The organism is Streptomyces sp. URMC 129 (genome assembly GCF_051386415.1).
Taxonomy (GTDB): Bacteria; Actinomycetota; Actinomycetes; order Streptomycetales; family Streptomycetaceae; genus Streptomyces.
Genome location: NZ_JBPQTQ010000001.1, coordinates 19,928 through 45,397, shown reverse-complemented (window position 1 = coordinate 45,397; position 25,470 = coordinate 19,928). Strand labels below are relative to the sequence as shown.

Genomic DNA, 25,470 nt, shown 5'->3' with positions numbered 1-25,470 from the left:
TGGTGAAGAAGAAGGCCAGGATAGGCAGCGGACGGTAGCGGCCGATAACCTGCATGCACACACGGCGACGGGGGGTCGTTATGAGCGGCGGAATCAGCCGGATCAGCCTGCCGGACGGGACCCCGGTCTGGGCCAGGATCTCGGGCGTCGAGCAGCCCGAGCCGGTCCCGGTGCCCGGCGTGCCCGGCCCCGCCGCGCCGCCCGGCGGATTCGGGTACGCCGACACCGGGTTCGCCGACCGCGCCGCCGCGCAGATGGAGAGCCTGCGCGGCCTGATCACCGGCGTCGCCGCCTCGGTCGCGGACGGGCTGCGCGCGGCCAGGCCCGACGAGGTCAGCGTCACCTTCGGCATCGAACTCACCGCCCGCGCGGGCCGGATCGTCGGCCTGCTGGCGGACGGCGAGGCCAAGGGCGCCATCACCGTCACCCTCACCTGGCAGGGCGGGCCCCCGGAGGACCTGGGAAGCGGCACCGCATGACCTGGGGCGACACCGGGGGCGCACAGCCGCTCGACGTGGACCCCTTCGAGACCCTGGCGCCGCTCGCCGCCGCCGCGACGGTACGCATCCATGAGCCGCCGACCGGGTATGACGGGACCGGGCAGGTTTCCCGTCCCTGGGGCAGTGGCTTCTTCGTCGCTCCGAACTGGGTGCTCACCTGCGCTCATGTGGCACTTCGCGGGGGAAGAGGCGAGGGAGGAAGGCGCGAAGTGGGGCTGACCGTCCAAGGCGTGGAGCGCCCCGTCCGGGGCCGGGTCGCGTGGGCGCGGCCGGAGGAGCACCCCGGCGGCGGCCTGTGGCCCGCGCCCGACCTCGCGCTGATCCGGCTGCTGGAGCCCGTTCCGCACGCCTGCGTCTGGCTCACCGAGCGGACCGCCAAGGTCTTCACCCGCAGCGAGGTGGCGTTCTTCGGCTGCGCCGAGTCCGGCGACGGCCTCGTGGAGCCCGTGAGCGGCCGGTGCAGCATCCGGGGCGAGCTGGGTTCCGAGGGCCTGCTGAAGCTGGGCAACGAGGACGAGGTGCCCGAGGGCGCCTCCGGCGGCCCGGTCGTGGACCTGCTGCGCGGCGAGGTCATCGGCGTGCTCAAGGCCCGCCGCCAGGTCGGCCGCGACGGCGGACTGGCCTCCTCCGTCGTGCAGTTGCGCCGCCTGCCCTCGCCCGCGGGACAGGTCCTCGACGAGCACGACGACCTCTACCAGAGCGTGCTGCACGCCCACGACCGCCATCACGCCGAGCGGCACCGCGACGCGCAGATCGCCGAACGCACCTGGACGGACGCCCAGATCGAGGTCCGCGCGACCGCGGGCCGCGCCCTCACGCCCGGTCAGCGGGTCGAACTGCTGGGGCTGCTCGCCGAGTTGCCGCCCCCCGTCTCCACCAGGCGGCTGGACGAGACGCTGACCGCCCTGCGCAGCAGGCCGTACGAGGGCACGCTGCCCGCCCCGCGCGGCTGGCGGGACGGCCTCGGCCTGCTGTACGACCTGCGGCAGGGCGTCACCGAGCTGGAGGCCGTGCTGCGGTACGCGATGTACGCGGCCACCGCCGAACGCCCGTTCCCCGCCTCGCCGGAGTCCGAGTCACGGCTGCTGGACTGGGTCCACGCCACCGCCGCCGCCAGCGCGGAGCTGCCCCGCTGGTTCCGGCACAACCTCCGCTCCGAGCAGGACGCCCGGCTGCGCGAACGGGACGGCGTCCCGACCGGCCCGGGGACCGGCCTGGCGCCGGTGACCATCGGGCCGCCCGCGCCCCTCCGGGCGGACGCCCCCGGACACCAGGCCGCCGGGTACCAGGACGCCGCCGCGCCCGGCGGGTTCGCGGACACCGGCCACGGACAGCCGTACGTGCTGCTGGAGATCACCCCGCGCGCCTGGGAGCGCGGCCGGTACGACTGGCGGGTGTGCGCCGCCCGCACCACCGGCGAACTGACCTCCGTCGACGAGGACTTCCGCGCCGTGGGCCCCGGCGAGCCGCCGGAGCGGCTGCGCGTGGCGCTGGCGGAGGCGTTCCGCCGTGGCGACGAGCCCGACCAGCCGGTGCCGCTGCACGTCGCGCTGCCGTACGCCCTGCTCGGCTTCCCGGTCGAGGAGTGGCGCCTGGCGCCGGACACCGGCCCGCTGGGCGAGCAGCGTCCCGTCGTCGTCCGCTGCACCAACCCCGTGCCCGACGCCGAGGACAGCGACGAGCTGCGCGTGCTGCGCCTCTCCCGCTGGGCCACGATCCACGCCGGCCGCATGGAACCGGACATCCTGGACTGCGCGGACAGCCGGCCGCGCCCCCTGCCGCAGCCCGCCGCGCTGATCGGGCGGGACCCGGCCACCGTTCCCGTCATGTGCCACACCCCGGCCACCGGCGGCGAGCCCGCCGCCCTGCACCGCGTCATGGCCAGCGGGTACAACGTCATCCTCTGGCGGCGCGAGGCGGCCGACCGCGACGAGAACTGCGACGCCTTCCACCGGGGCGTGAAGCGCGCCGTGGGCACGGCGGGGCAGGCCAGGCTCCTGCCCGCGGCGCTGTGGCGGCTGCGCTCGGCCGTCGGGCTCGGCGTGCCGGACGTCGCGTGGTCGCGGGGGCTCTCCCTGCTCTACGACGACCCGGGACGTCCGCTGCCCGGTGCGGACGATCCGCTGGAAACGCCGTGAGGGGCGTCGGCGGTGTGCGTGGCGCAACCCGCGCACATCGCGCGCCCCGCACGGGAAGCCGGACAACTATCCCCTGTGCGCGGCCTTTTCCTCCGGCTACGGTCGGGGGCGGGACGGCGGTCCGGACGGCGAACGAGCGACGAGGAGCAAGCTGTGGCACTGTCTGACGAGACTCCGGAAGGCCCCGGGGGAAGCTCCGTCCCCGGTGAATGGCTCATCTACCGGGGCGCCGGGGAGCCGCACGACGGCATCCGCTCGCTGCCCAAGCCCCCGCCGTGGCGGGACTTCGACGGGCAGCCGCTGGTCGCCCCCGGACCCGCCGCCGACAGCGCCTCCACGCGCCGCCTGGGCGCGTACCGGCACCTGGCCGAGATGCACCGGCCCAGTGCCGAGGAGCTGGAGATCATCAACGCCGCGCTCTACCTGCGCCGCCCCCTGCTGGTCACCGGCAGCCCCGGCACCGGCAAGAGCACGCTCGCGCACTCCGTGGCGTACGAGCTGGGCCTCGGCCGCGTGCTGCACTGGCCGATCGTCAGCCGCACCACACTCGGCGACGGGCTGTACCACTACGACGCGATAGCCCGGCTCCAGGACACCCAGATCGCCGCCGGCAGCCGCGCCGCGGGCGGCCCGGTCCAGGCCGTGCCGGGCGGCATCGGCAGCTACCTGCGCCTCGGCCCGCTCGGCACGGCGCTGCTGCCGACCGCCAAGCCGCGCGTGCTGCTCATCGACGAGCTGGACAAGAGCGACATCGACCTGCCCAACGACCTGCTCAACGTGCTGGAGGAGGGCGAGTTCGCCATCCCCGAGCTGGAGCGCATGGCGGAGCGCGAGCCCGAGGTCGAGGTGCTCACCGACGACGGCGCCAAGGTGACCGTCCGGGACGGCCGCGTCCGCTGCCACGCGTTCCCCTTCGTCGTCCTCACCAGCAACGGCGAGCGCGACTTCCCCGCCCCGCTGCTGCGCCGCTGCATCCACCTGGAGCTGGGCCGGCCCGACCACGAGCGGCTGGCCACGGTCGTACGCGCCCACCTGGGTGATGAGCTGGCGCGCGTGGGCGACGACCTGATCACCCGTTTCCTGGAACGCTCCAGGACCGAGCAGCTCGCGACCGATCAGCTTCTCAACGCCATCTACCTCACCCACCACGCCGAGCCGCCCACCCGCGACAGACTGGCCGACATGCTGATCCAGCGCCTCGACCGGCCGAGGTAGGCCGCCATGGACGACGCCGACTCCCCCGTCCCCGCCGCGGGGCGGGACCCCCTGGCGACCCTCATCCGCGCGCTGCGCGGCGCCGGGCTCGACCCCGACCGGGCCGGGCTGGCCGACGCCCTGTGGCTCGCGCAGTTCTCCCGGCCGTCCGCGCCCGGCGCGGGCGGTGCCGGGGACCCTGCGGACGGGGGTGAGCGGGCCGAGGGGGAGCGGGCCGCGGGGGAAGCCGGGGAGGGCCCGCCCGTCCCCCACACGGCCTACGCGGACCCCCGCGCGTCGTCGCACGACCCGGCGGACGACGCGAGCCGCGCGCCGTCCGGGACGGCGCACGCGGACGGCCGTGCCCCCCGCGCCGGGGACGACACGGTCCGGCTCTACGCCGACCCGGCCGGGTCGGGGCGCCACGCCGCCGGGCTGCCGGAGGACGCGCTGCGGATCGGCGTGCCCGAGGCCAGGGCGCTGCCCGGCCTGCTGGAGCTGGAGCGGGCGCTGCGGCCGTTGCAGCGGTACCGCCCGCCCGGCCGGCCGCCGCGCCGGGCGTCGGCCACGGACCTGGACGAGCACGAGACCGTCGAGCGCACCGCGCGGGCCGGCGGGCTGCTCATGCCCGCCTTCGTGGCGGACCCCCGCGCCCACACCGAGCTCCAGCTCCTGATGGACGCCGCGCCCGCCATGCGCGTGTGGCAGCGGATGCTGGGCGAGCTGGCCGAGGTGTTCGGGCGGCTCGGCGCGTTCCGCGACATCCAGGTGCACTACCTGCACGCCTCCCCGGACGGCGACCCCGCCGTCAGCCGCCGCTTCGACCCGGGAGAGGCGCCGCTGCGCCCGGCGCGGCAGCTCCAGGACCCGACCGGGCGCCGGCTCACCGTCGTCGTCAGCGACTGCGCCGGGCCGCTGTGGCGCGCCGGCGCCGCGCACCGGCTGCTGCACGCGCTCTCCCGGCACGCGCCCGTCGCCGTCGTCCAGCCGCTGCCGGAGCGGCTGTGGCCCCGCACCCGGCTGCCCGTCGAGCACGGCGTGCTGCACCGCGAGGAGGGCTCGCCCGGCCGGGCCAGGCTGCGGTTCACCCCGGAGGCGGGCGGCTGGCCGGCGCGGCCCGCGCCCCCCGGCGCCGTGCCGGTGCCCGTGCTGCCCCCGGGCGCCGGGTCGCTGGGCGCGTGGGCGCATCTGCTGTCCGGGCACGGGGCCGGGTCGGCCCCGGCCGCCGTGGGCTGGGTGCGGGCCGACCAGCCGCCCGCGCCCGCGCGGCGGCAGGACGGGCCGCCGCGCTCCTCGGCCGCGCTGGTCGCGCGGTTCCGCGCCACCGCCTCGCCGGTGGCCGGGCGGCTCGCGGTCTACCTGTCGGCCGCGCCGCTGTTCCTGCCGGTGATGCAGCTCATCCAGCGGACCATGCTGCCCGACTCGGGACCGGCCGAGCTGTCCGAGGTGATGCTCAGCGGGCTGCTGCGGCGGCAGGAGGGCTCGGCGGGCGACGGCCGCTGGTACGAGTTCGTGGACGGCGTCCACGACGAACTCCTCGCCGAGCTGGGCCACGACGAGGCGCTGCTCGTGCTGAAGCACTGCTCGGGCTACGTCGAGCAGCGGTTCGGCCGCACCGGGCCCAACTTCCCGGCGCTCGCCCTGGCCCAGCTGTCCGGCGAGGCCGGGCACGGCGAGGCGTCCGCCACGGCCGGCGAGGCGGCGGAGGAGCCCGCCAAGGAGCGGCTGCCGCAGCCGTTCGCGGAGGTCGCCGCCAAGGTGCTGCGCCGCTTCCTGCCCGAGGCCCCCCTGGCCCCCGCCCCGGCGGGCGAGACCGTGCCGCCGCCGTCCCTGGCGGTCGGTCAGGCCCGCGCGCTGGCCGAACGGTTCGCCGCCGACGGCAAGGTGCAGCACCTGCTCGACGCGGTCCGGACGCTGCGCCAGGCCGCCGACGGCCGCCGGGCCGCCGGGCAGGGCACGGACCCGGAGCTGCTGAGCGAGCTGGCCGAGCAGCTGCTGCGGCTGTGGCGGGTGCAGCGGGAGACCGAGCTGCTGACCGAGGCGCAGAACGTGGCGCGCGCCGCCGCCGCGCACCCCGGCTCGCTGCGCGCCCGCACCGCGCTGGCCCGCGTGCTGCACGTGACGGCGGGGGACAAGCGGGCGGCCGGGGACCCGCGGGCCGCCCTGGACCTGTGGCGGCGCGCCGACCGGGAGTTCGCCGCCGTCTGCGCCACCCCCGGCCTGGACCGGCGGTCCGCGCTGAACCTGACGCTGGAGCGCATCCAGGTGCTGGAGGAGCAGTGGCGGCTGGGCGGCGACACCGCGCTGCTCCAGGAGAGCGTCGGCATGGTGGAGGCCATGGTGGACGCCTGGCCCGCCGGCGAGCCGCAGCCCAGCGGGCTGCCCCTCGCCCACGGCCGCGCCCTGCTGCGCCTTGCGGGCGCGGCGCCGGACGCCGAGCGGGCGGGCGTGTACGCGGGGCAGGCGGCGGGCTCGCTGCGGCGCGGCTGCTGGGCGCTGGAGACGGAGAACGCGCCGCCCGTCGCGCGGGCGCGGGCGCTGCTGGACCTGGCGGACGCGCTGCTGCTGACCGAACGGGACTGGCCGGTCGCGGCGGAAGCCGTCGGCCAGGCCCGGCGGCTCGTGGAGGACCCGGCGCTGGTGGCCGCCTGCCTGGCCCGGTCCGGGCGGCTGTGCGTGCGCCGGTACGCGGCCGAGGGCAGGGCGTCGGACCTGGAGGAGGCGGCGCACTGGTTCCAGCGGGCGACCCGTTCGGTGTCCCGGGACCGGCCCGAGTACAGCGACCTGATCGAGGAGTGGGGCGCCGCCCTGCTGCGGCGGTCCACGCTGCCGGACGGCGGCGCGTTCGTGTCGCAGGCGGTCCGGGTGCTGCGGGACTGCCGGATGGAGACCCCGGCCGGCGACCCGCGGCTGCCGGAGCGGCTGCTGATGCTGGGCCGGGCCCTGACCGCGCGGTACCTCGACACGGTGGACCTGGTCGATCTGCGCGAGGCGGAGCACCTGTTCGGCCGCGCGGCGGCGGACGCGGCGACCGACCTGACGCGGGCCCGCGCCTGGTACGAGCTGGGCGAGACCCACCGCAGGGCCTACCGCCACACCCGCCGCCCCGAGTCGCTGGAGCAGGCGGCGCACGCGTACCGCAAGGCCGCCACGGCGGCCCGCTCGGCCGACCCGGACCCGGCCGACCCGGCCGAACCGGCCCGCCTGGCGGCACGGGCCCTCCACCAGCGCGGCTCGGTCTTCGAGGCGGCCGGGCGTCCCCTGGCGGCGGCCGACGCGTACCGGGCGGCGCTCCAGATGTGGCGCCACGTCCCCGACGCGACGACGGCCACCGCCGCCACCACGGCCCGCCTGGACGCGCTCCTGCGCCGGCGCTGACCCCCGGGAACCCGGGAGCCCGGGAGCCACGGCGCCGGAGAGCGTCGGTCCACCGCCCGGGGCGCGGGGCTCGCGCCGCCGGGGCGTCCTGGTGACGGCCGTGAGGAGCGGGCTCGCAGCGTCGCGGGGACCGGGTGCCGGGGGCCGGAGGGCCCCACGCCGCGGAGCCCCGCGGGGCCGCACTCCGCCGGGGCCCTCCCCTGCCGCGTGACGCGGCGGCCCCCCGTCGTCGTGAGGTGCCCGTCGGCAGCGGTGGGTTTCTCGTGTCGTTCCGGTGGGAATCTCCGCTGGGCCTCAGTCATCGGGAGGAACCATGACGACGCGCCCCCACGACAGGGACGCCGGGCCGCTGCCGGATCTGCTCGGGCTCAGCCTCACCGAGCTGCGCGGGCTCGACCACCCCGTGCTCAGCGCCGTGCTGGAGGAACTGCGCGGACGGGTGCTGGGGGACGGGGCCGGGCAGTTCTACCAGTTCAACCAGAACCTCGGCGATGACCTCGTGCCCGCCGATCCGTCCACCGTGGGGTGACCGCGAGCTTTCGGCCCTTTTCGGGGCTTGACCCGACATAGGGCCGCACCCCCGGTTTGCGCCGCCCGCGCGCCGGAAATTTTCTTCCGGAGCCGTGTGGACGGGCGGGAGGGGGTCGGCACAGCGTGCACGGGACAGCGGAAGCGGTCCGCGAGTCGGCGGTGCCCTTCCGGCAGTTCGTCGTCAAGGTCAACAGCCGGTGCAACCTGGCCTGCCGGTACTGCTACATGTACTTCGCCGCCGACCCCGGCTGGCGCCGGCAGCCCGTCGCCGCCGCGCCGGGCACCCTGCGCCGCGTCGCCCGCCGCATCGGGGAGCACGCCGCCGCCCACGGCCTGCCCGCCGTCTCCCTGGTCCTGCACGGCGGGGAGCCGCTGCTCACCGACCCCGCCGTCCTCGGCGCGTTCGCCGACGACGTCCGTGCCCGCGTGCCGCCCGGCTGCGCCGTCCACGTCACGCTCCAGACCAACGGCGTCCTCCTCACCGAGGAGAAGCTGGCCGTCCTCGCCGCGCACCGCATCACCGTGGGCCTCAGCCTCGACGGCGGCCTGCCCGGCCACAACCGGCAGCGCGTCGACCACGCCGGACGCCCCGCCTGGCCCGCCGTGGAGCGCGCCGCCCGGCTCCTGGCCGCCGCCGGGCACCGCGCCCGGTGGGCCGGGGTGCTCTGCGTCGTCGACCCGGCCACCGACCCGGCCGAGGTCTACGCGTCGGTGCTGCGCCTGGGCCCGCCCGCCGTGGACTTCCTGCTCCCGCACGGCAACTGGAGCCGGCCCCCGCCCGGCCTCCCGGCGCCGCCCGACGACCCCACCCCCTACGGCGACTGGCTGTGCGCCGTCTTCGACCTGTGGTGGCACGCCGACCGCCGCCACACCAGGATCAGGCTCTTCCAGGAGTGCCTGGCCCTGCTGCTGGGCCTCCCGGCCGCCACGGAGAGCCTGGGCCTCCAGCCGTTCACCGCCGTCGTCGTGGAGACCGACGGCACCATCGAACAGGTCGACTCGCTGAAGACCGCCTACCCCGGCGCCGCCGCCACCGGCCTCGACGTCTTCCACGACAGCTTCGACGACGCCCTCGCCCATCCCGGCGTCACCGCCCGCCACACCGGCCTGGCCGCCCTCGCCGGCGCCTGCCGCCGCTGCCCGCTCGTCCAGGTCTGCGGCGGCGGCCACTACGCCCACCGCTACCGCGACGGCCACGGCTTCGCCAACCCCTCGGTCTACTGCGCCGACCTCCAGCGGCTCATCCGCCACATCGCCGCAGCCCTGCGCCGGACGGCCGCGCCGTGACCGCCACCCTCACCGAGCGGGAGGTCCGCGACCTCGGCCGCGCCGAGGGCGGCGACGACACCCTCGCCCGGCTCGCCCTCAGCCAGCACACCCAGCGCCTGCTGCTGCTGCGGCTCCTGCTCGACGCCGTGGACGCCACCCCGGGACCGGCCGCCGCGCCCGCCCGGGACCACGCCCGCCTGCTGGAGGCCGCCGAACGGGCCGCCCCCGGCTCGGCGCGCCGCGTGCTGTTCTACTCGCTCACCGGCCCCTGGGCCGAGCGCTGCGTCCAGTGGCTGGAGACCGGCGCCGACCCGGGCGCCGACCCGGCGGCGGCCGGGGACCTCGCCCACCTCGGCTCCCTCGCCGCCGCCGTCGCGGCCCGCTCCGGCCTCGGCTTCACCACCCGCGTCGTCACCCACGGCGGGCGCCTCACCCTGCCCACCCTCGGCGCCCTGCGCGGCGAGGACCCCGACGGCACCCCGGTCGAGCTGAGCGGCGACGGCCCCACGCTGACCATCCGCCCCGCCGGCCGGCCGCCCGTCGAGGTGCGCCAGGCCCCGGCCGGCGTCTGGCTCTCCGACGACCCGCGCTGGCTGCCGCTGCACACCCTCGACGGCGGCCCCCGCACCGTCCTTCTCGACGACCTCGACCCCGGCCGCCTGGTCTACCGCAGCGGCGCCGTCGGCGTGGCGGCCCGCGACGTGCTCCGTCCCGAGGAACGCGCCCACTGGGCCGCCCTGTGGCGGGCGGCGCTGCCCCTGGTCTCGCTCGCCGGGACCGCCCGCACCGCCGAACTCGCCCTGCTGGACTGCATCGTCCCGCTCAGCGCGCCCGACGCCGCCAGCTCCGGCGGCATCAGCTCCCGCGCGTTCGGCGCCGTCATGACGACCCCGCCGCCCAGCCCCCTCTACTTCGCCGCCGGCCTCGCCCACGAGATCCAGCACCTGAAGCTGACCGCGCTCAGCGATCTGACGCCCCTGGCCCGCGTCGGGCCGGAGGCCCGCCACTGGGCCCCCTGGCGCCCCGACCCGCGCCCGTTCCACGGCCTGCTGCACGGCACCTACGCGCACCTCGCCCTCGCCGACTTCTGGCAGCGCCTCGCCCTCACCCTCGACGACCCCGCCGACCGCGACCACGCCTGGGCGGCCCACGCCCGCTGCTGGACGCAGGTCGGCGCCGTCCTCCCCGTGCTCACCGGCACCCGCCGGCTCACCGAGGCCGGACGCGTCTTCGTCCACGCCGTCGCGGAGCGCCACGAGGAGCTGCGCGAGCCCGCCCCGCCCCGGGGCCACCTGGTGCGCGCCGCGGCGTACGTGGACACCGCCCGCACGCTGTGGCTGCGCCAGCACGGCCGTTGACGCATGACCGGCGGGGGCCAGGTGTATGTTCCCTGAAAGGGCGCTGACGTTCCGTCGGAAACCGGCGCCGGGGGAGAAGCAGGCATCGCCGCAGGGACCCGTACGCATCAGCACGCAACGAGGGAGACGGTCGGATGGCTCCAGGGGAGAGCTCGGCGGGGAGCCGCCCGCCGGACACCGCCCGCCGGCGGATCACCATCAGCTTCGCCGGGTTCAACCGCGCCTGGGCCAGCTGGATCGCGGACCGGCTGGAGCGGCACGGCTGGCAGGTCGCCCTCCAGCCGTGGAACCCGCCGGTCGAGGTGCCGCTCGAGGTCGCCCTGCGCGACCTGCTGCTGGCCGAGGGCCGCATCCTCGTCGTCCTCAGCGACTGGTACTTCAAGCTCGGGCCGCGCACCGACGAGGAGTGGAACGCGGCGCTGCGCGCCGTCGTCGCGCCCCACTCCGACCGCTTCGTCGCCGTCTCCGTCAACGCCCACCCGGTGCCCACCGCCGCCTCCGCGTTCGGCGGCGCCGCCGAGCTGTGGGACATCGGCGCCCGCGAGGCGGAGCGGCGGCTGCTGGGCCTCGTCGGCCCGTCCCCCGCGGAGGGCGAGGCGCCGTCCTCCCGCACCCTCGGCGGCCGGAGCGGGCCGCGCTTCCCGCACGAGCCGCCCCACGTCTGGAGCGGGGTCCCGCGCCGCAACACCCGCTTCACCGGCCGCGAGCAGACCCTCCAGCGCGTCTCCGACCTGCTGCGGACCGCCGAGCCCGGCGCCGCCGTCGTCACCCTGTGGGGCATGTCCGGCGTCGGCAAGACCCAGGTCGCCGCCGAGTACGTCTACCGCTTCGCCACCGAGTACGACCTCGTGTGGTGGGTCCCCGCCGACCAGCGCGGCACGCTCCGCCAGCGGCTGGCCGAGCTGGCCCCCGCCCTCGGCCTGTCCACCGGCCCCGAGTACGGCGAACGGCTCCGCGCCGTGGGGAACGCGCTGCGCCGCGGCACGCCGTACGCGCGGTGGCTCATCGTGCTCGACGGCGCCGACGACCCCGGCCCCATCGCGGACCTCATCCCCAGCGGCCCCGGCCACGTCCTCATCACCTCCCAGAACCGCACCTGGGAGGACCACAACACCCTGCTCCACGAGGTCCCGCTCTACTCCCGCGACGAGTCCGTCGCGTTCATCCGCCGCCGCGCCACCCGCCTCAGCGCCGAGGACGCCGACCTGCTCGCCGAGGCCCTCGGCGACCTCCCGCTCGCCCTCGACCAGACCGCCGGCTGGCTGGCCGACTCCGTCATGTCGGTGCGGGACTACATCGACCTGCTCCAGCGCGGCAGTTACGTCGAGGTCGGCCTGCGCGTCGCCGCCGACTTCCCCATGTCGTACTTCACGGCCTTCGCGCTCCTGCTCAACCGGCTGCGCGAGACCGTGCCCGAGGCCGTCGACCTGCTGCGGCTGTGCGCCTACTTCGCGCCCGGCGCCATCCCCGTCCACCTGCTCCAGGGCATCCCGGCGGACGACCTCCCCGAGCCGCTGGTGGGCCTGATGAACGACCCGCTGCGGTGGAACGCGGCGATCAACAAGCTCGTGCAGTACTCGGTGATCCGCTTCGACGTCCCCGAGACCGAGGCCGACCCCGACGACTCCGGCACCATCCACCTCCACCGCATGGTCCACCAGACGGTCCGCGCCGGCATGGGCAAGGACGACGAGGAGGTCTACTCCCGGGCGGTGCGCCGCGGCCTGTCCGCCACCGACCCGCAGCTCTTCTCCGACACCCGGCGCTGGCCCCGCTTCGCCCGCATCGTGCCGCACCTCGACCCCTCCGGGGCGCTGCGCAGCCGCCACCCGGACATGCACCGGCTGATCTTCAACTGCCTGCGGTACGCGTACATCGCGGGCGAGCTGACCGTCGGCATCCAGCTGGCGGAGCGTACCGACCAGGAGTGGCGCGACATCTTCGGTGACGACCACCCGCTCGTGTGGGACCTCGCCTCCCTCAAGGCCACCCTGGTGCGCGCCACCGGCGACTACGTGCTCAGCGAGCGCCTCGACCGCGCCGTCATCGACCGGCTCAGCGCCCTGCGCGGCTCCCAGGACCTCACCGTGCTGCGCGCCGAGGAGGGCCTGGGCGGCGACCTGCGCGGCCTGGCCCGCTACGACGAGGCCCTGGAGGTCAGCCGCCGGGTGCGCGACGCCTACGCGGAGCTGGTCGGCGAGCGGGACCTGCGCACCCTCACCGCCAACCAGCAGGTCGCCACCTCGCTGCGCTTCCTCGGCCGGTACCAGGAGGCGCTGGATGCCGACCGCCGCATCCTCCAGGCCCGCCGGGAGCTGCTGCGCCCCCGGAGCAACTGGTCGCTCTCCTCGGAGAACGCCACCGCGCTCGATCTGCGGCTGCTCGGCCGGTACGCCGAGGCGCAGTCCCTCCAGGAGCAGAGCCTGGAGACGCACCGCGCGGTGATGGGCCCCGACCACCCGCAGACCCTGAGCGCCGAGTGGAACCTGGCGCTGTGCCTGCTGCGGGTCGGGGACCGGGCCACGGCCCTGGTCCGGCTCGGCGGGCTGCTGGACCGGGTCGAGCGGGTGCTCGGCGAGGTCGCGCCGCTCACGCTGGCCGTCGCCGCGTCGTACGCCTTCGTGCAGCGCGCCCACGGCAACCTCGACCAGGCGCGGGCCGTCGGGGAGCTGACCGCCAAGCGCTACGAACAGCGGCTCGGGCCCCGGCACCCGTACGCCATCGGCACCCGCGCCAACCACGCCCAGATGCTGCGCGCGGTCGGGGAGCGGCAGCAGGCGCACCTGGTCATCAAGGAGTGCCTGGCCGACATGACGTCAGTGCTCGGCCCCGACCACCCCTGGACCCTGGGCATCGCGCTCAACGCCTCCGCCGCCCGCAACCTCGACGGCGACGTGGAGGGCGCGGCCGAGCTGAGCGGGGACACCGTGCGCCGCGCCACCGCCGTGCTGGGCCCGCAGCACCCCCTCGTCCTGGCCGCCAAGGTGGCGCTGGCGACCGATCTGCGCGGGCTGCGGCAGCGCGAGCGGGCCGACGAGGTGGAGGAGGAGGCGCTGTCCGGGCTCACCGCCACGCTCGGCGCCCAGCACCCGGCCGCCGTCAGCGCCCGCTCCCGGGTGCGCCCCGAGTGGGACTTCGAGCCCATGGCGACCTGAGCGGCCCGGGCCGGCCCCGGAAGCCCCGGAAACCGGACGGGCCGGTGACCGCCGCGCGTCTGCGGCGGTCACCGGCCCGTCATGGGACCGGAGGGCCCCTACAGGTCGAACACCTCGTTCACCAGGGTCTGCTGCTCCGCCTGGTGCCGCTTGGCCGAGCCGACCGCGGGCGACGAGGACGCCGGGCGCGACACCCGCCGCAGCCGGTCCACGCGGTCGAGCTGCTCCGCCAGGTTGAGCGCGATGAACGGCCACGCGCCCTGGTTCGCCGGCTCCTCCTGCGCCCAGATGAACGTCCCGGCGTTCGCGTACCGGGCCAGCTCGGCGCGGACCTCGTCCAGCGGCAGCGGGTACAGCCGCTCCAGCCGGACCAGGGCGACGTCGTGCGCCCCGCGCTTCTCCCGCTCGGCCGCCAGGTCGTAGTAGACCTTGCCGGTGCTGAGGACGACCTTCCGCACGCCCGCCGGGTCCACCGTGGTGTCCCCGATGAGCGGCCGGAAGCCGCCCGTGGTGAACTCCTCCGCCGTCGAGGTCGCGGCCTTCAGCCGGAGCATCGACTTCGGGGTGAAGACGATCAGCGGCTTGTGGTGCGGGTTGTGCACCTGCCACCGCAGCAGGTGGAAGTAGTTCGACGGGAGGGTCGGCGCGGCCACCGTCATGTTGTTCTGCGCGCAGAGCTGGAGGAAGCGCTCGATGCGGGCCGAGGAGTGGTCCGGGCCCTGGCCCTCGTAGCCGTGCGGCAGCAGCAGCGTGACGCCCGAGGTCTGGCCCCACTTCTGCTCGGCCGACGAGATGAACTCGTCGATGACGGTCGAGGCGCCGTTGGCGAAGTCACCGAACTGCGCCTCCCACATCACCAGCGCCTCCGGACGGGCCAGCGAGTACCCGTACTCGAAGCCCATCGCCGCGTACTCGCTGAGGAACGAGTCGTAGACGTTGAACCGGGCCTGGTCCTCCGTGAGGTACAGCAGCGGGGTGTAGTCCTCGCCGGTCTTCCGGTCGATCAGCACCGCGTGCCGCTGGCCGAACGTGCCGCGCCGGGTGTCCTGGCCCGCGAGGCGGACCGGGGTGCCCTCCATCAGCAGGGAGCCGATGGCCAGCAGCTCGCCCATCGCCCAGTCGATCGTCCCCTCCTCGACCATCGCGGCCCGCCGCTGCAACTGCGGCAGCAGGCGCGGGTGCACGGTGATCCGCTCGGGGATGTTGACCTGGGACTCCGCGATCCGCTTGACGACCTCGGTGTTCACGCCGGTCTCCACCGCCGTGGGGAACTCCGGCCGCGGCGCGGTGACCTCGGTCGGGGCCGGGGTCACGGTGGCCTCGCGGACCTCCTTGAAGACCTTCTCCAGCTGGCCCTGGAAGTCCTGGAGCGCCTGCTCCGCCTCCTCCAGCGTGATGTCGCCGCGCCCGATCAGCGACTCGGTGTAGAGCTTGCGCACCGAGCGCTTCTTGTCGATCAGGTCGTACATCAGCGGCTGGGTGAACGACGGGTTGTCCGTCTCGTTGTGGCCGCGGCGCCGGTAGCAGACGAGGTCGATCACCACGTCCTTGTTGAACGCCTGCCGGTACTCGAAGGCCAGCCGGCCCACCCGGCACACCGCCTCCGGGTCGTCGCCGTTCACGTGGAAGATCGGCGCCTCGATCATGCGGGCCACGTCCGTGCAGTACGTGGAGGAGCGGGCCGCGGCGGCGGTGGCGGTGTAGCCCACCTGGTTGTTGATGACGATGTGGACCGTGCCGCCGGTGCGGTAGCCGCGGAGCTGCGACATGTTCAGCGTCTCGGCGACCACGCCCTGGCCGGCGAACGCGGCGTCGCCGTGGATCAGCACCGGCAGGACCGTGAAGTCCTTGCCGCCCCGGCCGATGACGTCCTGCTTGGCGCGGGCGACGCCCTCCACGATCGGGTCGACGGCCTCCAGGTGCGAGGGGTTCGCGGCCAGCGAGACCTTGATCGTCTCGCCGCACTGGCCGGTGAACGTGCCCTCGGTGCCCAGGTGGTACTTCACGTCACCCGAGCCGTGCATCGACTTGGGGTCGAGGTTCCCCTCGAACTCCCGGAAGATCTGCGCGTACGACTTGCCGACCACGTTGGCCAGGACGTTGAGCCGGCCGCGGTGGGCCATGCCGATGACGACCTCGTCCAGCTTGTCGGCGGCGGCCTCGTCCAGCACCGAGTCCAGCAGCGGGATGACCGTCTCGCCGCCCTCCAGCGAGAACCGCTTCTGGCCCACGTACTTGGTCTGGAGGAACGTCTCGAAGGCCTCCGAGGCGTTCAGCCGGCGCAGGATGCGGAGCTGCTCCTCGCGCTCCGGCGGGGTGTGCGGGCGCTCCACGCGGTCCTGGATCCACTTGCGCTCCTTGGGATCCTGGATGTGCATGTACTCGATGCCGGTGGTCCGGCAGTACGAGTCGCGCAGGACGCCGAGGATGTCGCGCAGCTTGAGCATCGACTTGCCGGCGAAGCCGCCGACCGCGAACTCGCGCTCCAGGTCCCACAGGGTGAGCCCGTGCTCCTTGATGTCCAGGTCGGGGTGCTTGCGCTGCTTGTACTCCAGCGGGTCGGTGTCGGCCATCAGGTGGCCGCGGACCCGGTAGGAGTGGATCAGCTCGAACACGCGGGCGGCCTTGGTGACTTCGTCGTCGTGGTTGACGTCGATGTCCCGCGCCCAGCGCACCGGCTCGTAGGGGATGCGCAGCGCCTCGAAGATCTTGTCGTAGAACTCCTGCTCGCCCAGCAGGAGCTGGCTCATCATCCGCAGGAACTCGCCGGAGGCCGCGCCCTGGATCACCCGGTGGTCGTAGGTGCTCGTCAGGGTCATGATCTTGGAGACGCCCAGGCGGTTGAGCGCCTCCTGCGAGGTGCCCTGGAACTCGGCCGGGTACTCCATGGAGCCCACGCCCAGGATCATGCTCTGGCCGGGCATCAGGCGGGGCACGGAGTGGACGGTGCCCAGGCCGCCGGGGTTGGTGAGGGAGGCGGTGACGCCGGAGAAGTCCTCCATCGTCAGCTTCCCGGTCCGGGCGCGGCGGACGATGTCCTCGTACGCCTGCCAGAACTCGAAGAAGGTCAGCGTCTCGGCCTTCTTGATGCCGGCCACGACGAGCTGGCGGTCGCCGTTCTCCTTGACCAGGTCGATGGCCAGGCCCAGGTTCACGTGCGGCGGCTTGACCAGGGTCGGCTTGCCGTCCTTCTCCGCGTAGGACCAGTTCATCGACGGCATCGCCTTCAGCGCCTGCACCATGGCGTAGCCGATGAGGTGCGTGAAGGACACCTTGCCGCCGCGGGCGCGCTTGAGGTGGTTGTTGATGACGATGCGGTTGTCGAACAGCAGCTTCACCGGGACCGCGCGGACGGAGGTGGCCGTCGGCAGGTCGCGGGAGGCGTTCATGTTCTTGGCCACGGCGGCGGCCGGGCCGCGGAGCGGCACCAGCTCGGGACCCTCGGCCTCGGCCGGGGCCGGCTTGGCCGCCGGCTTCGCCGCGGCGGGCCGGGCGGGTGCCGCGGCCTGCTGCGCCGGAGCGGCGGGCTTGGCCGGAGCCGGAGCCGCGGGCTGGGCGGGCGCGGCGGGTGCCGCGCCGCTCGCCGCGGGGGCGGCCGTCTCGGGCCGGGTGGGAGCCGGGGCCTGCGGGGCCTGGACGGCGCCTGAGCCGTTCGGCCCCGGGGGGGCGGTGGCGGCGGTCTCATCGCCGCCCGGCTTGTAGTCGGCGAAGAAGTCCCACCAGGCCCGGTCCACGGAGTTCGGGTCCTGGAGGTACTGCTGGTAGATCTCGTCGACGAGCCATTCGTTGGCACCGAAGCCGGCGGCCGGATTCTTCTCGGCGCTTTGGTCGGTCTCGGCACTCGGAGTGTTCGGGGACTGTGGCGACACGGCGGCAACCGCCCTCTTCCGCTTCGCAAGGTCATTGATAGCGGAAATCAAGGCTACGCCTCCCGGAGGGTCCGGCGCAGTCCTCTGCGACCAGACGTGGCCTACGCCACATTCGCGAGGGTGTTTCGGTGCCGGATAGTGCGGGAACGGCACCAAGTTCGGCTCGAAGCCGCTACAAAATCGCCCGTACGGAGCGCGACGGCCGCCGTTCCCGCTCTCAGCTGGGCGGACGGCGCTGTGAGCCGCGCGGGGCGGCCCGGCGCCGGTGCGGCGGCGGTGCGGCGGTGACGTGGACCGTGGGGCGCCCGGGACGGCCCGTGGTCAATTGTTTGCCAGCGCGTTACCCGGAAGGGTGAGGCGGATGCGGCAGCCGCGCCGCGATTCGGCCACGCCGATCGTGCCGCCGTGCAGATCGACCGCCCAGCGGGCGATCGCGAGGCCGAGACCGGTGCCGCCGTCACGCGGAGTGACGCCGTCGATGGTCCCGCGCCCGAAGCGTTCGAACACCAGCTCCCGCTGGGCCTGCGGGATGCCCGGACCCTCGTCCAGCACCTCCAGGACGAGACCGCCCGGCCCGTTGCCGGGGCGCGCCACGACGGTGACCTGACCGTTGCGGGGGCTGTGCTTGACGGCGTTGTCGACCAGGTTGGTGACGACCTGGTCCAGCCGCTCGGGGTCGGCGTGCGCGACCAGGTGCCCGGGGGTGACGTCGAGACGGAACTTGACGTCGGTCCTGGCGTGGCCGCGGCGCAGCGCGACGGTGGCGTCGTGGAGCACCGCGGTCAGGTACGGCTCGACCTCGAAGCCGCGCGGCTGGAGCGGCACGCCGACGCCGTTCTCCAGCCGGGAGAGGTCGAGGAGCTGCTCGACCAGGCGGCCGAGGCGCTCGGTCTGGCGCAGCGCGGTCGCCATCGTCTGCGGATCGGCCTCGGAGACGCCGTCCACCACGTTCTCCAGCACGGCGCGCAGCCCGGCGATGGGCGTGCGCAGCTCGTGCGAGACGTTGGCGACCAACTCCTTCCGCTGCCGGTCCACCGACTGGAGGTCGGCGGCCATGCGGTTGAACGCCAGGGCGAGGTCGCCCAGCTCGTCGCGGCGGGACACGCGGACCCGGCGGCTGTAGTTGCCACGGGCCATCGCCCTGGCGGCAGAGGTCATCTCCACCAGGGGCGCCGCCAGACTGTGCGCGACGAACTGGGTGACCAGCAGGGAGGCGATGATCGCGATGATGGCGATCACCTGGAGCTCGATGTCGGAGCGATAGGCCACCTGGATCAGCACGGTGGTGATCACCACCGAGAGAATCACCAGCCAGCCGAGAGCGGCCTTCACCGAGCGGAACGGATCGAACGGGCGCAGCACGCGCCACATCATGGGCCATACCCGCCGCCAGAGGGAATGGCGAACCGCCTCGGGCACGTGTTCAGACCTCGCTGCTGGCCTGGCTCCGTCCGGCCGGTTCGCCCGCGAATCCGGGGGGAGTTTCCAGGGCGTATCCGACTCCGTGGACCGTCCTGATGCGCTCGGCGCCGATCTTCCTCCGCAAAGCCTTCACATGGCTGTCGACGGTGCGGGTGCCCGAGGCGTCGGCCCAGTCCCAGACCTCGGCCAGCAACTGCTCGCGGGTGAGGACCGCGCGCGGGGAGCGGGCCAGGCACATGAGCAGGTCGAACTCGGTCGGCGTGAGGTGGATGTCCTTGCCGGCCGCGCGGACCCTGCGCTGGGTCCGGTCGATCTCCAGGTCGCCGAGGCGCACGCTGCCGGGACGCGGGGTCGTGGCGGCGACGGCGGCCCGCTCGATTCGTCTCAACAGGACGTGGGACCTGGCGACCAGCTCGCGCATGGAGAACGGCTTGGTCATGTAGTCGTCGGCGCCGACGCCGAGCCCGACGAGCATGTCGGTCTCGTCGTCGCGGGCCGTCAGCATGAGGACGGGCACCGGGCGTTGGGACTGGACCCGGCGGCAGACCTCCAGGCCGTCGAAGCCCGGCAGCATGACGTCGAGAATGAGCAGGTCGGGGTGCCAGGCGGCGGCCGTCTCCACGGCTGCCGGGCCGTCGGCGGCGGTCTGCACGAGGAAGCCCTCGGCCCGCAGCCGGGCGGCGATGGCCTCCACGATGGTGGGGTCGTCCTCGACCACGAGGACCCGCCGCTGGGCGCCGGGCGTGGTCACGGTGGTGGCGCTGTGGATGCTGGCCCGGTCCGGGGCTCCGTGCTCGGCCTGGCCGTTGGGTGACAGTGTCTTCTCCTGATGGTTCCGGTCCATCGGTGCTGTCCTGATGTCGGTCTGCGTCATATCCCGCCCCCGGGATCGTCCTGTGCCAGTTCCGCTGTTTCTGGCAATGAAATGTGCTTCAGATGTGCTGATGAGCACTGGCAAGAGCGTAGATGGCGAACTTGCGTGGCGGCTACGCGGACTGGCTGGCGAGATGGTGCGTGGCGAGAAACAGCACGTCGGGAACAGCTCGGACGTCTGGCACTTCTCTGGTGCGAATGTCATCGAATCCGGCATCGCGGAGATTCTGTGCGAAGTCGGTGGAGGGGGCGGCGGGCCGGACCGCCGGAATCCCCCCGTATGTGAGCCGATCGCGGCGACGTGGGAGCCCTGTGGGGGGAGTGGAGACCGCCGTCGTCCGCCGTGGCGGAACGGCGGACCCGCACGGCGACGCCGGAGCCGAACGGCGCCGTGCCGGGTGTCCGTCCTGTGCGGACGCGTGAGCGGATCGGTGGGGATCGCCCGGGCGCGCCGGTCCGCCGGCGACCGCCCGCTACAGCTCCACCACGATCGCGGTGGCGTCGTCCCCGGCCTTGCCGCGGGGAAACGCCACCCCGCCCGGATCGGCCGCCTCCGCCGCCCGCACCGCGGCGATCGCCGCCGCCGGGCCCCCGTCCCTGAGCAGCGCGAACAGCTCGGGCCAGCCACCGAGGCGGAACGTCTCCACCCACCGCCCGACCCCGTCCGTCACCGCCGCCAGCGCCCGCACCCGGGCGCGCGGCACCGACCCGGTCAACGCCCGTGCCACCACGGCCGGATCGGCCGCCGCCGTGAAGAAGCCGCCCTCCGCGTTCCGCAGGCCCTCCAGGAACCCGGCCCGCCGCCCGGGCGGCAACCGCCGCGCGGCCGGGCGCAGATCGTCCAGCCGCGTGTCCAGCAGCGCCTCGACGGCCCCGTCCGGCCCCTCGATCAGCAGCGCCGAGTCGGAAAGCACCAGGTACTCGACGGTGTCGTCGTCCCAGCGCGCGCCGACCACCGTGGCCTGCGGCGTCCGCGGGTGAGAAAGGTCACAGGAGGTGCGATGGCCGTCCGCCGTGCGGGAGATGGCCCCGGCCAGGCACTCGGCCAGCGGCACGTGCCGCTGGAAAGAGGCCAGTTCGAGCAGGGCCCCGCCCAGCCGGGTGGCGAACCACGCGACGCCGTGACGGCACCCGAAGTCACCCGCGGGGGCGGTCACTCCGTCGAGGAGGACGAGCGCGCCCCCGACTCCCGCCGCGGGTACGGCCGTCGCCGCGAAATCCTCGTTGGGGCGGCCCGGCGTACCGGCCTCGGTGGCGGAGTGGACGCGCATGGTGATCAGTCTGCCGTAGGCTGACTTTGTCAGTGAATGACGGGGTAACGGCCCGGGGCGGCACGGCGAATGCGGATCTTGCCAGGAGCGGAGGCGGAATTCCAGTGGGATGACGGGACTCCGGAGTGTCATGTTCTGTCTTGCGCTTGTCCCTCAACTCTCCTCTGTTGTTCACTCCTTCGGGTGGCCGCTTCGGGGAGCCCGCCCCCTGCCCTGTCGGCGCTGGCAAGGTCGGTGCCTACGTGACGAGAATGCGAGCACAGGTGCGGAAGACGACAGAGCATGACCCCGCCGACGCAGATCCGTCCGCCTCCGCTCCGTCAGCCACCCGCGCGCGCACGGCGCGCAGACGGCGCGTTCGGGTGCGGAACCGGCTGATGGCGGGGCTGCTGCTGACCGGCACCGCCGTGGCCATCGCCGGCGCGCCCGCCGTCTACGCGGGCGTCCGCGACCTGAGCGACTCCCGCGCCCTTGTCGCGGACGCCGGGCTCGCCGAGCGCACCGCCCTCCTCTCCCACCTCGTCGCCGACGAGCGGGACACCCTCGTCGCGGCCCTCGGCGGGGCCGGCGCGGGCGCGGCGGAGGCCGCCCTCCCCGAGGACGCCCGCGCCCGCCTCGACGCCCAGCTCACCGGCGTCCGCGCCGACGTCGAGCCGGAGGTCCGCACCCGCCTGGACGCCCTGACCGAGGCCAGGGAGGCGGCCCTGTCCGGGCGGAGCACCCCGGACGCCACCTACGCGGCGTACAGCGACGTCGTCACCGCCCTGGACGGCGTCCTGCGCGCGGTCAGCCGCGAGCGGCCCGAGCGGGCCGCCGACGCCACCGGCGACGCGCTGCCCGACCTCGCCCGCGCCGTGGACGCCTCCTCAGCAGCCCGCGGGCTGCTGCTCGCCGCCCTCGCCACGCAGGACGGCCAGAGCGGCGAGGGCGGCGAGGGCGACGCCGCCGGGGTCGTCGCCCTGGCCCAGCAGGCCGCCGCCCGCGAGCAGGCCGCCCTCGCCGACTTCCGCGCCACCGCCGACGCCGCCGCCTGGGAGGACTACGAACGGGCCGTCTCCGGGGACGAGGCGCGGACCGCCGGGGACATCCTCGCCGGGCTCACCGACGCCGCCGGGCTGTCCGCCCAGGAGTGGGCGCTCGTCCCGGCCGAGGTGGAGGAGGCCCTGGCCACCCGCACCGGCCTCCAGCGCGACATGCTCCTCTCGCTGGCCGGGGAGCGGACCGCGAGCCTGACCGAGCTGGCCGACGACGACATGACCCGGCTCCAGATCACGGCGGGCATCGTGCTCGCCGCGCTGGTGCTCGCCTTCTCCGTCAACGTGCACACCGCGCGCTCCCTCACCCAGCCGCTGGCCGCCGTCCGCCTCGGCAGCCGCCGCGTCGCCGCCGACCCCACCGGGCAGGAGCCCGTCCGGTTCACCGGCCGCAACGACGAGTTCGCCGAGGTCGTGCACTCCGTCAACGCGCTGCGCGCCCGCGTCGTGACCCTCCAGCAGCAGGCCGCCGCCGCCACCCGGGAGGCCGACGCGGCGGCCCGCGACAGCGGCGGGCTCCGCGCCGAGCGGGACCGCCTGCTGGCCGAGCACAACGAGCTGAACGCGCGCCTGGCCGCCCTGCACGGCGCCGTGCACGGCATGTTCGCCCACCACGCGCGGCGGCTGCTGGTCCTCGTCGGGGAGCAACTGTCGGTCATCGAGGGGCTGGAGGAGCACGAGACGGACCCGGACCGGCTCGCCGTGCTCTTCACCGTCGACCACCTCGCCGCCCGGATGCGGCGGCACGGCGAGAACCTGATGCTGCTGGCGGGCGCCGAGCCGCCGCCGCAGCTCGGGGAGCCGCTGTCGCTGATCGACGTGGCCCGCGCCGCCGTCAGCGAGATAGAGCGGTACGAGCTGGTGGAAACGGCCCCGCCGCCCCCGGCCGCGCGCATCGTCGGCGGCGCCGCGCGCGACGTCAGCCACCTGCTGGCCGAACTGCTGGACAACGCCACGGCGTTCTCCCCGGCCGGCGCGCGGGTGCGGCTGACCGCGCGCTGGGCGGAGGCCGAGCTGGTGTTCACTGTCGAGGACGACGGGGTCGGCCTGTCGGCCGACCGGCTGGCCGAGCTGAACGCCCGCATCGTGGACCCCGTCACCCCGCCGCCGGGCGCCGGGAGCGACGCGCCCGGCCCGGGCATCGGCATGGGCCTGTACACCGTGGCCCGGCTCGCCGCCCGCCACAGCCTGCGCTGCTGGCTCGACGCCCGGCCGGGCGGCGGCACGGTGGCGCACGTGGTGCTGCCGGGCGCGCTGGTCGAGCCGCTGGCGGAGCCGTATCCGTCGGTGCCGGCGCAGGCCGCCGCGCCGCCCGTCGCCGCGCCGCGCGCCGCTGCCGCCGAGGCGGTCGCGGAGCACGCCAGGGCGGCCGACACCACCCCCAGAACCAACGCCGTCACCGGAAGCGGGCTGCCGTTGCGCAACCCGTCCGCGACCGGCGTCGGACCGTCCCCGCAGCCCGCAGCGGGCCGGGCGCGGGCCGTCGACGCCGAGGAGTTGCGCCGCCGCCTCGGCGGGTTCCAGCGCGGCGCCAGGGAAGGACACCGGGACGCCGCCAGGGCGGCGAGCCCATACCCCGGCGAGGCCGGAGAGGAGCTGCCGTCATGACCGCACAGACACGTATGGCCCCGGGCGCGTACAGCAGGGCGGGAGACGACCTGCGCTGGCTGCTGACCCGCCTGGTGGAGGAGGTGCCGGGGGTCCTGTCGGTCGCCGTCGTCTCGGCGGACGGCCTCCCGTTGCTCTCCTCGGAACCCGCCGGCGCCCCCCAGCGCCGCGCGGTGGGCCCGCTGGGCGCGGCGGCCGACCTGGCGACGATCGTCTCCGGGCTCGGCAGCCTCACCACGGGCGCCGCGAACCTGATGGAGGGCGGCCCGGTCCGCCAGACGCTGGTCGCGATGGACACGGGCAACCTGCTGGTGATGTCGATCAGCGACGGCTCGCTGCTCGGCGTCTACACCGAGCCGGAGGCCGACATGGGCGTGGTGACGTACCACATGGCCCTGTTCGTGGGCCGCGCCGGCCACCTCCTGACCCCGGAGCTCCGCGCGGAGCTGCGCCAGGCCACCCCCCGCCCGAACCTGCGCTGACCACGGGCCGGCGGCCGGCGCGCCGCCGGCCCGCCCTCAGCCGGGGCGGACCGCGCCCAGGACCGGGTTGACGGCCACGGGGTCGAGGGTCACCTCGGTGCCGGGGCGGGGGGCGTGGAGGACCTGCGCGTCGCCCGCGTAGAGGCCGACGTGGCTGGCGTCCTCGTGATAGATCACCAGGTCGCCGGGGCGGAGTTCGGACAACGGGATCCTCGGCAGCTCCTGCCACTGCCCCTGGCTGGTGCGGGGGATCGTGACGCCCGCGTGGGACCAGGCGCGGGAGGTCAGCCCGGAGCAGTCGAACGCGTCGGGGCCCTCCGCGCCCCACGCGTAGGGCTTGCCGAGCTGGCCCAAGGCCCAGGTCAGCGCCCGTTCGCCGGCCGGGGAGGGGGGCCGGCCGTCGTCGCCGAGGGCCCCGGAGGCCAGCAGGTCGCGCTGGGCCTCGTCGATGTCCGCCAGTTCGAGGGCCGCCAGGTCGGCCGCCTCCGCCGCGGTCAGGCCCGCGAGCAGCGCGGTCAGTTCGTCCAGGCGGCGGTGGATCTCGTCGCGCTGCCGCCGCCGTTCCTCGGCCAGGGCCTCCTCGGCGGCCAGCGCCTCGCGGGCGGCGGTGGCGAGCGCGTCGGCGCGCCGCTCGTTCGCCACCAGGCGGTCGATCTCGGCGGCCTGGGCCGCCACCACGCGGGTCGCGACCGTCTCGTCGTGCAGGGCCTGCCCCGGCTCCTCGCCCAGCAGCAGCCGCAGCGCGGGCGGCAGCGACACGCCACCCGAGCGGTACTGCCCGGCGGCCAGCCGGCCCGCCAGGCGGCGGGCGCGGGCCAGGTCGGTGCGGGTGCCGGCCAGCCGCTCGGTCAGCCGCTCGACCTCGGCGCGCTGGGCGCTCAGCCGTTCGCCGGTCTCGTTGTACGCGTCGGTCGCGGCGCCCGTCTGCTGGTACAGGGTCCGCAGCTCGGTCAGCAGCGCCTCGGGCCCGCGCGGTTCGGCGGCGGCGGGCGGCGCGGTGAGCGAGGCCAGCGCGAGGGCGGTCAGGGAGGCGGCCAGGGTCTTGATCATCAACGGCACGCACAGCACCCCACCACAGGTCGCGCGCGGGCGCGCGCCGGACGCGTGCGAACGGGGGGTCAGCTCCGCCGGCGGTGGGCGCGGCGCGGCGCGGCGTCGGGCGCGTACACGTAGCGCCAGCCGCGCGGGAGGCGCAGCAGGCGGGTCTGGCCGGCGGCTTCGAGCCGGTACACGTGGACCGTCCCGGGCGCGCCGTCCGCGCCCGGCACGGGCACCTCGTACACCCGGGGCGGCTTGCCGGTCGGGCCCACGAGCACGGGCAGCGTCCGGCCGTCCAGCGGGCCGCCGACGAACGGCGTCTCCTCGCTTCTCACGACGCGGTCCTCACG

The 25,470-nt window shown here is 75.3% G+C and carries 16 protein-coding genes; 10 read left to right on the top strand and 6 right to left on the bottom strand.

The window, feature by feature from the left end; all coding sequences use genetic code 11:
* Window positions 1–80 precede the first annotated feature (80 nt).
* The 8 genes from ACSNOC_RS00165 to fxsT all read left to right on the top strand — a co-directional run bounded on the left by ACSNOC_RS00165 (window position 81) and on the right by fxsT (window position 13,523).
* Complete coding sequence (locus tag ACSNOC_RS00165) at window positions 81–479, top strand: CU044_2847 family protein (protein ID WP_436745097.1); 399 nt, start codon at window positions 81–83, stop codon at window positions 477–479.
* Entirely contained in the window at window positions 476–2,638 is a 2,163-nt protein-coding gene (locus ACSNOC_RS00160) for a trypsin-like peptidase domain-containing protein (protein WP_436745096.1), read from the top strand. Before ACSNOC_RS00165 ends, ACSNOC_RS00160 begins: the two co-directional genes overlap by 4 nt.
* A 153-nt stretch (window positions 2,639–2,791) precedes the next feature.
* On the top strand, window positions 2,792–3,853 hold the full coding sequence (locus tag ACSNOC_RS00155) for an AAA family ATPase (RefSeq protein ID WP_436745095.1): 1,062 nt from the start codon (window positions 2,792–2,794) through the stop codon (window positions 3,851–3,853).
* Window positions 3,854–3,859: 6 nt separating this feature from the next.
* A complete protein-coding gene (locus ACSNOC_RS00150) occupies window positions 3,860–7,210 on the top strand; it encodes an SAV_2336 N-terminal domain-related protein (RefSeq protein WP_436745094.1) in 3,351 nt (1,116 codons plus the stop codon).
* Between the two features lie 313 nt (window positions 7,211–7,523).
* Window positions 7,524–7,739 carry an FxSxx-COOH cyclophane-containing RiPP peptide gene (gene fxsA / locus ACSNOC_RS00145; RefSeq protein ID WP_436745093.1) on the top strand — a complete coding sequence of 72 codons (216 nt, stop codon included), beginning with the start codon at window positions 7,524–7,526 and terminating at the stop codon, window positions 7,737–7,739.
* A gap of 125 nt (window positions 7,740–7,864) precedes the next feature.
* Entirely contained in the window at window positions 7,865–9,028 is a 1,164-nt protein-coding gene (locus tag ACSNOC_RS00140) for an FxsB family cyclophane-forming radical SAM/SPASM peptide maturase (protein ID WP_436745092.1), read from the top strand.
* On the top strand, window positions 9,025–10,368 hold the full coding sequence (locus tag ACSNOC_RS00135) for an aKG-HExxH-type peptide beta-hydroxylase (protein WP_436745091.1): 1,344 nt from the start codon (window positions 9,025–9,027) through the stop codon (window positions 10,366–10,368). The genes ACSNOC_RS00140 and ACSNOC_RS00135 overlap by 4 nt, the downstream gene beginning before the upstream one ends.
* Window positions 10,369–10,502: 134 nt before the next feature.
* Window positions 10,503–13,523, top strand: a complete 3,021-nt coding sequence (gene fxsT / locus ACSNOC_RS00130; RefSeq protein WP_436745090.1) for an FxSxx-COOH system tetratricopeptide repeat protein — start codon at window positions 10,503–10,505, stop codon at window positions 13,521–13,523.
* 98 nt (window positions 13,524–13,621) lie between these two features.
* Here fxsT and ACSNOC_RS00125 read toward each other — a convergent pair whose 3' ends face one another.
* The 4 genes from ACSNOC_RS00125 to ACSNOC_RS00110 all read right to left on the bottom strand — a co-directional run bounded on the left by ACSNOC_RS00125 (window position 13,622) and on the right by ACSNOC_RS00110 (window position 20,958).
* Window positions 13,622–17,392, bottom strand: coding sequence for a multifunctional oxoglutarate decarboxylase/oxoglutarate dehydrogenase thiamine pyrophosphate-binding subunit/dihydrolipoyllysine-residue succinyltransferase subunit (locus ACSNOC_RS00125; RefSeq protein WP_436745089.1), 3,771 nt, complete (start codon window positions 17,390–17,392; stop codon window positions 13,622–13,624).
* 321 nt (window positions 17,393–17,713) lie between these two features.
* Window positions 17,714–18,766 (bottom strand): HAMP domain-containing sensor histidine kinase, encoded by a 1,053-nt coding sequence (locus ACSNOC_RS00120; RefSeq protein WP_436745088.1) that lies wholly within the window; start codon window positions 18,764–18,766, stop codon window positions 17,714–17,716.
* Between the two features lie 49 nt (window positions 18,767–18,815).
* Complete coding sequence (locus ACSNOC_RS00115; RefSeq protein WP_436745087.1) at window positions 18,816–19,688, bottom strand: response regulator transcription factor; 873 nt, start codon at window positions 19,686–19,688, stop codon at window positions 18,816–18,818.
* A 472-nt stretch (window positions 19,689–20,160) separates the two neighbouring features.
* Window positions 20,161–20,958 (bottom strand): protein phosphatase 2C domain-containing protein, encoded by a 798-nt coding sequence (locus ACSNOC_RS00110; protein WP_436745086.1) that lies wholly within the window; start codon window positions 20,956–20,958, stop codon window positions 20,161–20,163.
* A 377-nt stretch (window positions 20,959–21,335) separates the two neighbouring features.
* On the opposite strand from ACSNOC_RS00110, the gene ACSNOC_RS00105 reads away from it, so the two are divergent.
* Window positions 21,336–23,600 carry a nitrate- and nitrite sensing domain-containing protein gene (locus ACSNOC_RS00105; protein ID WP_436745085.1) on the top strand — a complete coding sequence of 755 codons (2,265 nt, stop codon included), beginning with the start codon at window positions 21,336–21,338 and terminating at the stop codon, window positions 23,598–23,600.
* Window positions 23,597–24,082: a roadblock/LC7 domain-containing protein gene (locus ACSNOC_RS00100; protein ID WP_436745084.1), complete on the top strand. Its 486-nt coding sequence runs from the start codon at window positions 23,597–23,599 to the stop codon at window positions 24,080–24,082. The genes ACSNOC_RS00105 and ACSNOC_RS00100 overlap by 4 nt, the downstream gene beginning before the upstream one ends.
* A gap of 36 nt (window positions 24,083–24,118) precedes the next feature.
* Here the strand turns inward: ACSNOC_RS00100 and ACSNOC_RS00095 are convergent, their stop codons facing one another.
* Both ACSNOC_RS00095 and ACSNOC_RS00090 read right to left on the bottom strand, forming a co-directional pair.
* Complete coding sequence (locus ACSNOC_RS00095) at window positions 24,119–25,132, bottom strand: C40 family peptidase (protein ID WP_436745181.1); 1,014 nt, start codon at window positions 25,130–25,132, stop codon at window positions 24,119–24,121.
* Between the two features lie 68 nt (window positions 25,133–25,200).
* A complete protein-coding gene (locus ACSNOC_RS00090) occupies window positions 25,201–25,455 on the bottom strand; it encodes a hypothetical protein (RefSeq protein ID WP_436745083.1) in 255 nt (84 codons plus the stop codon).
* Window positions 25,456–25,470 lie beyond the last annotated feature (15 nt).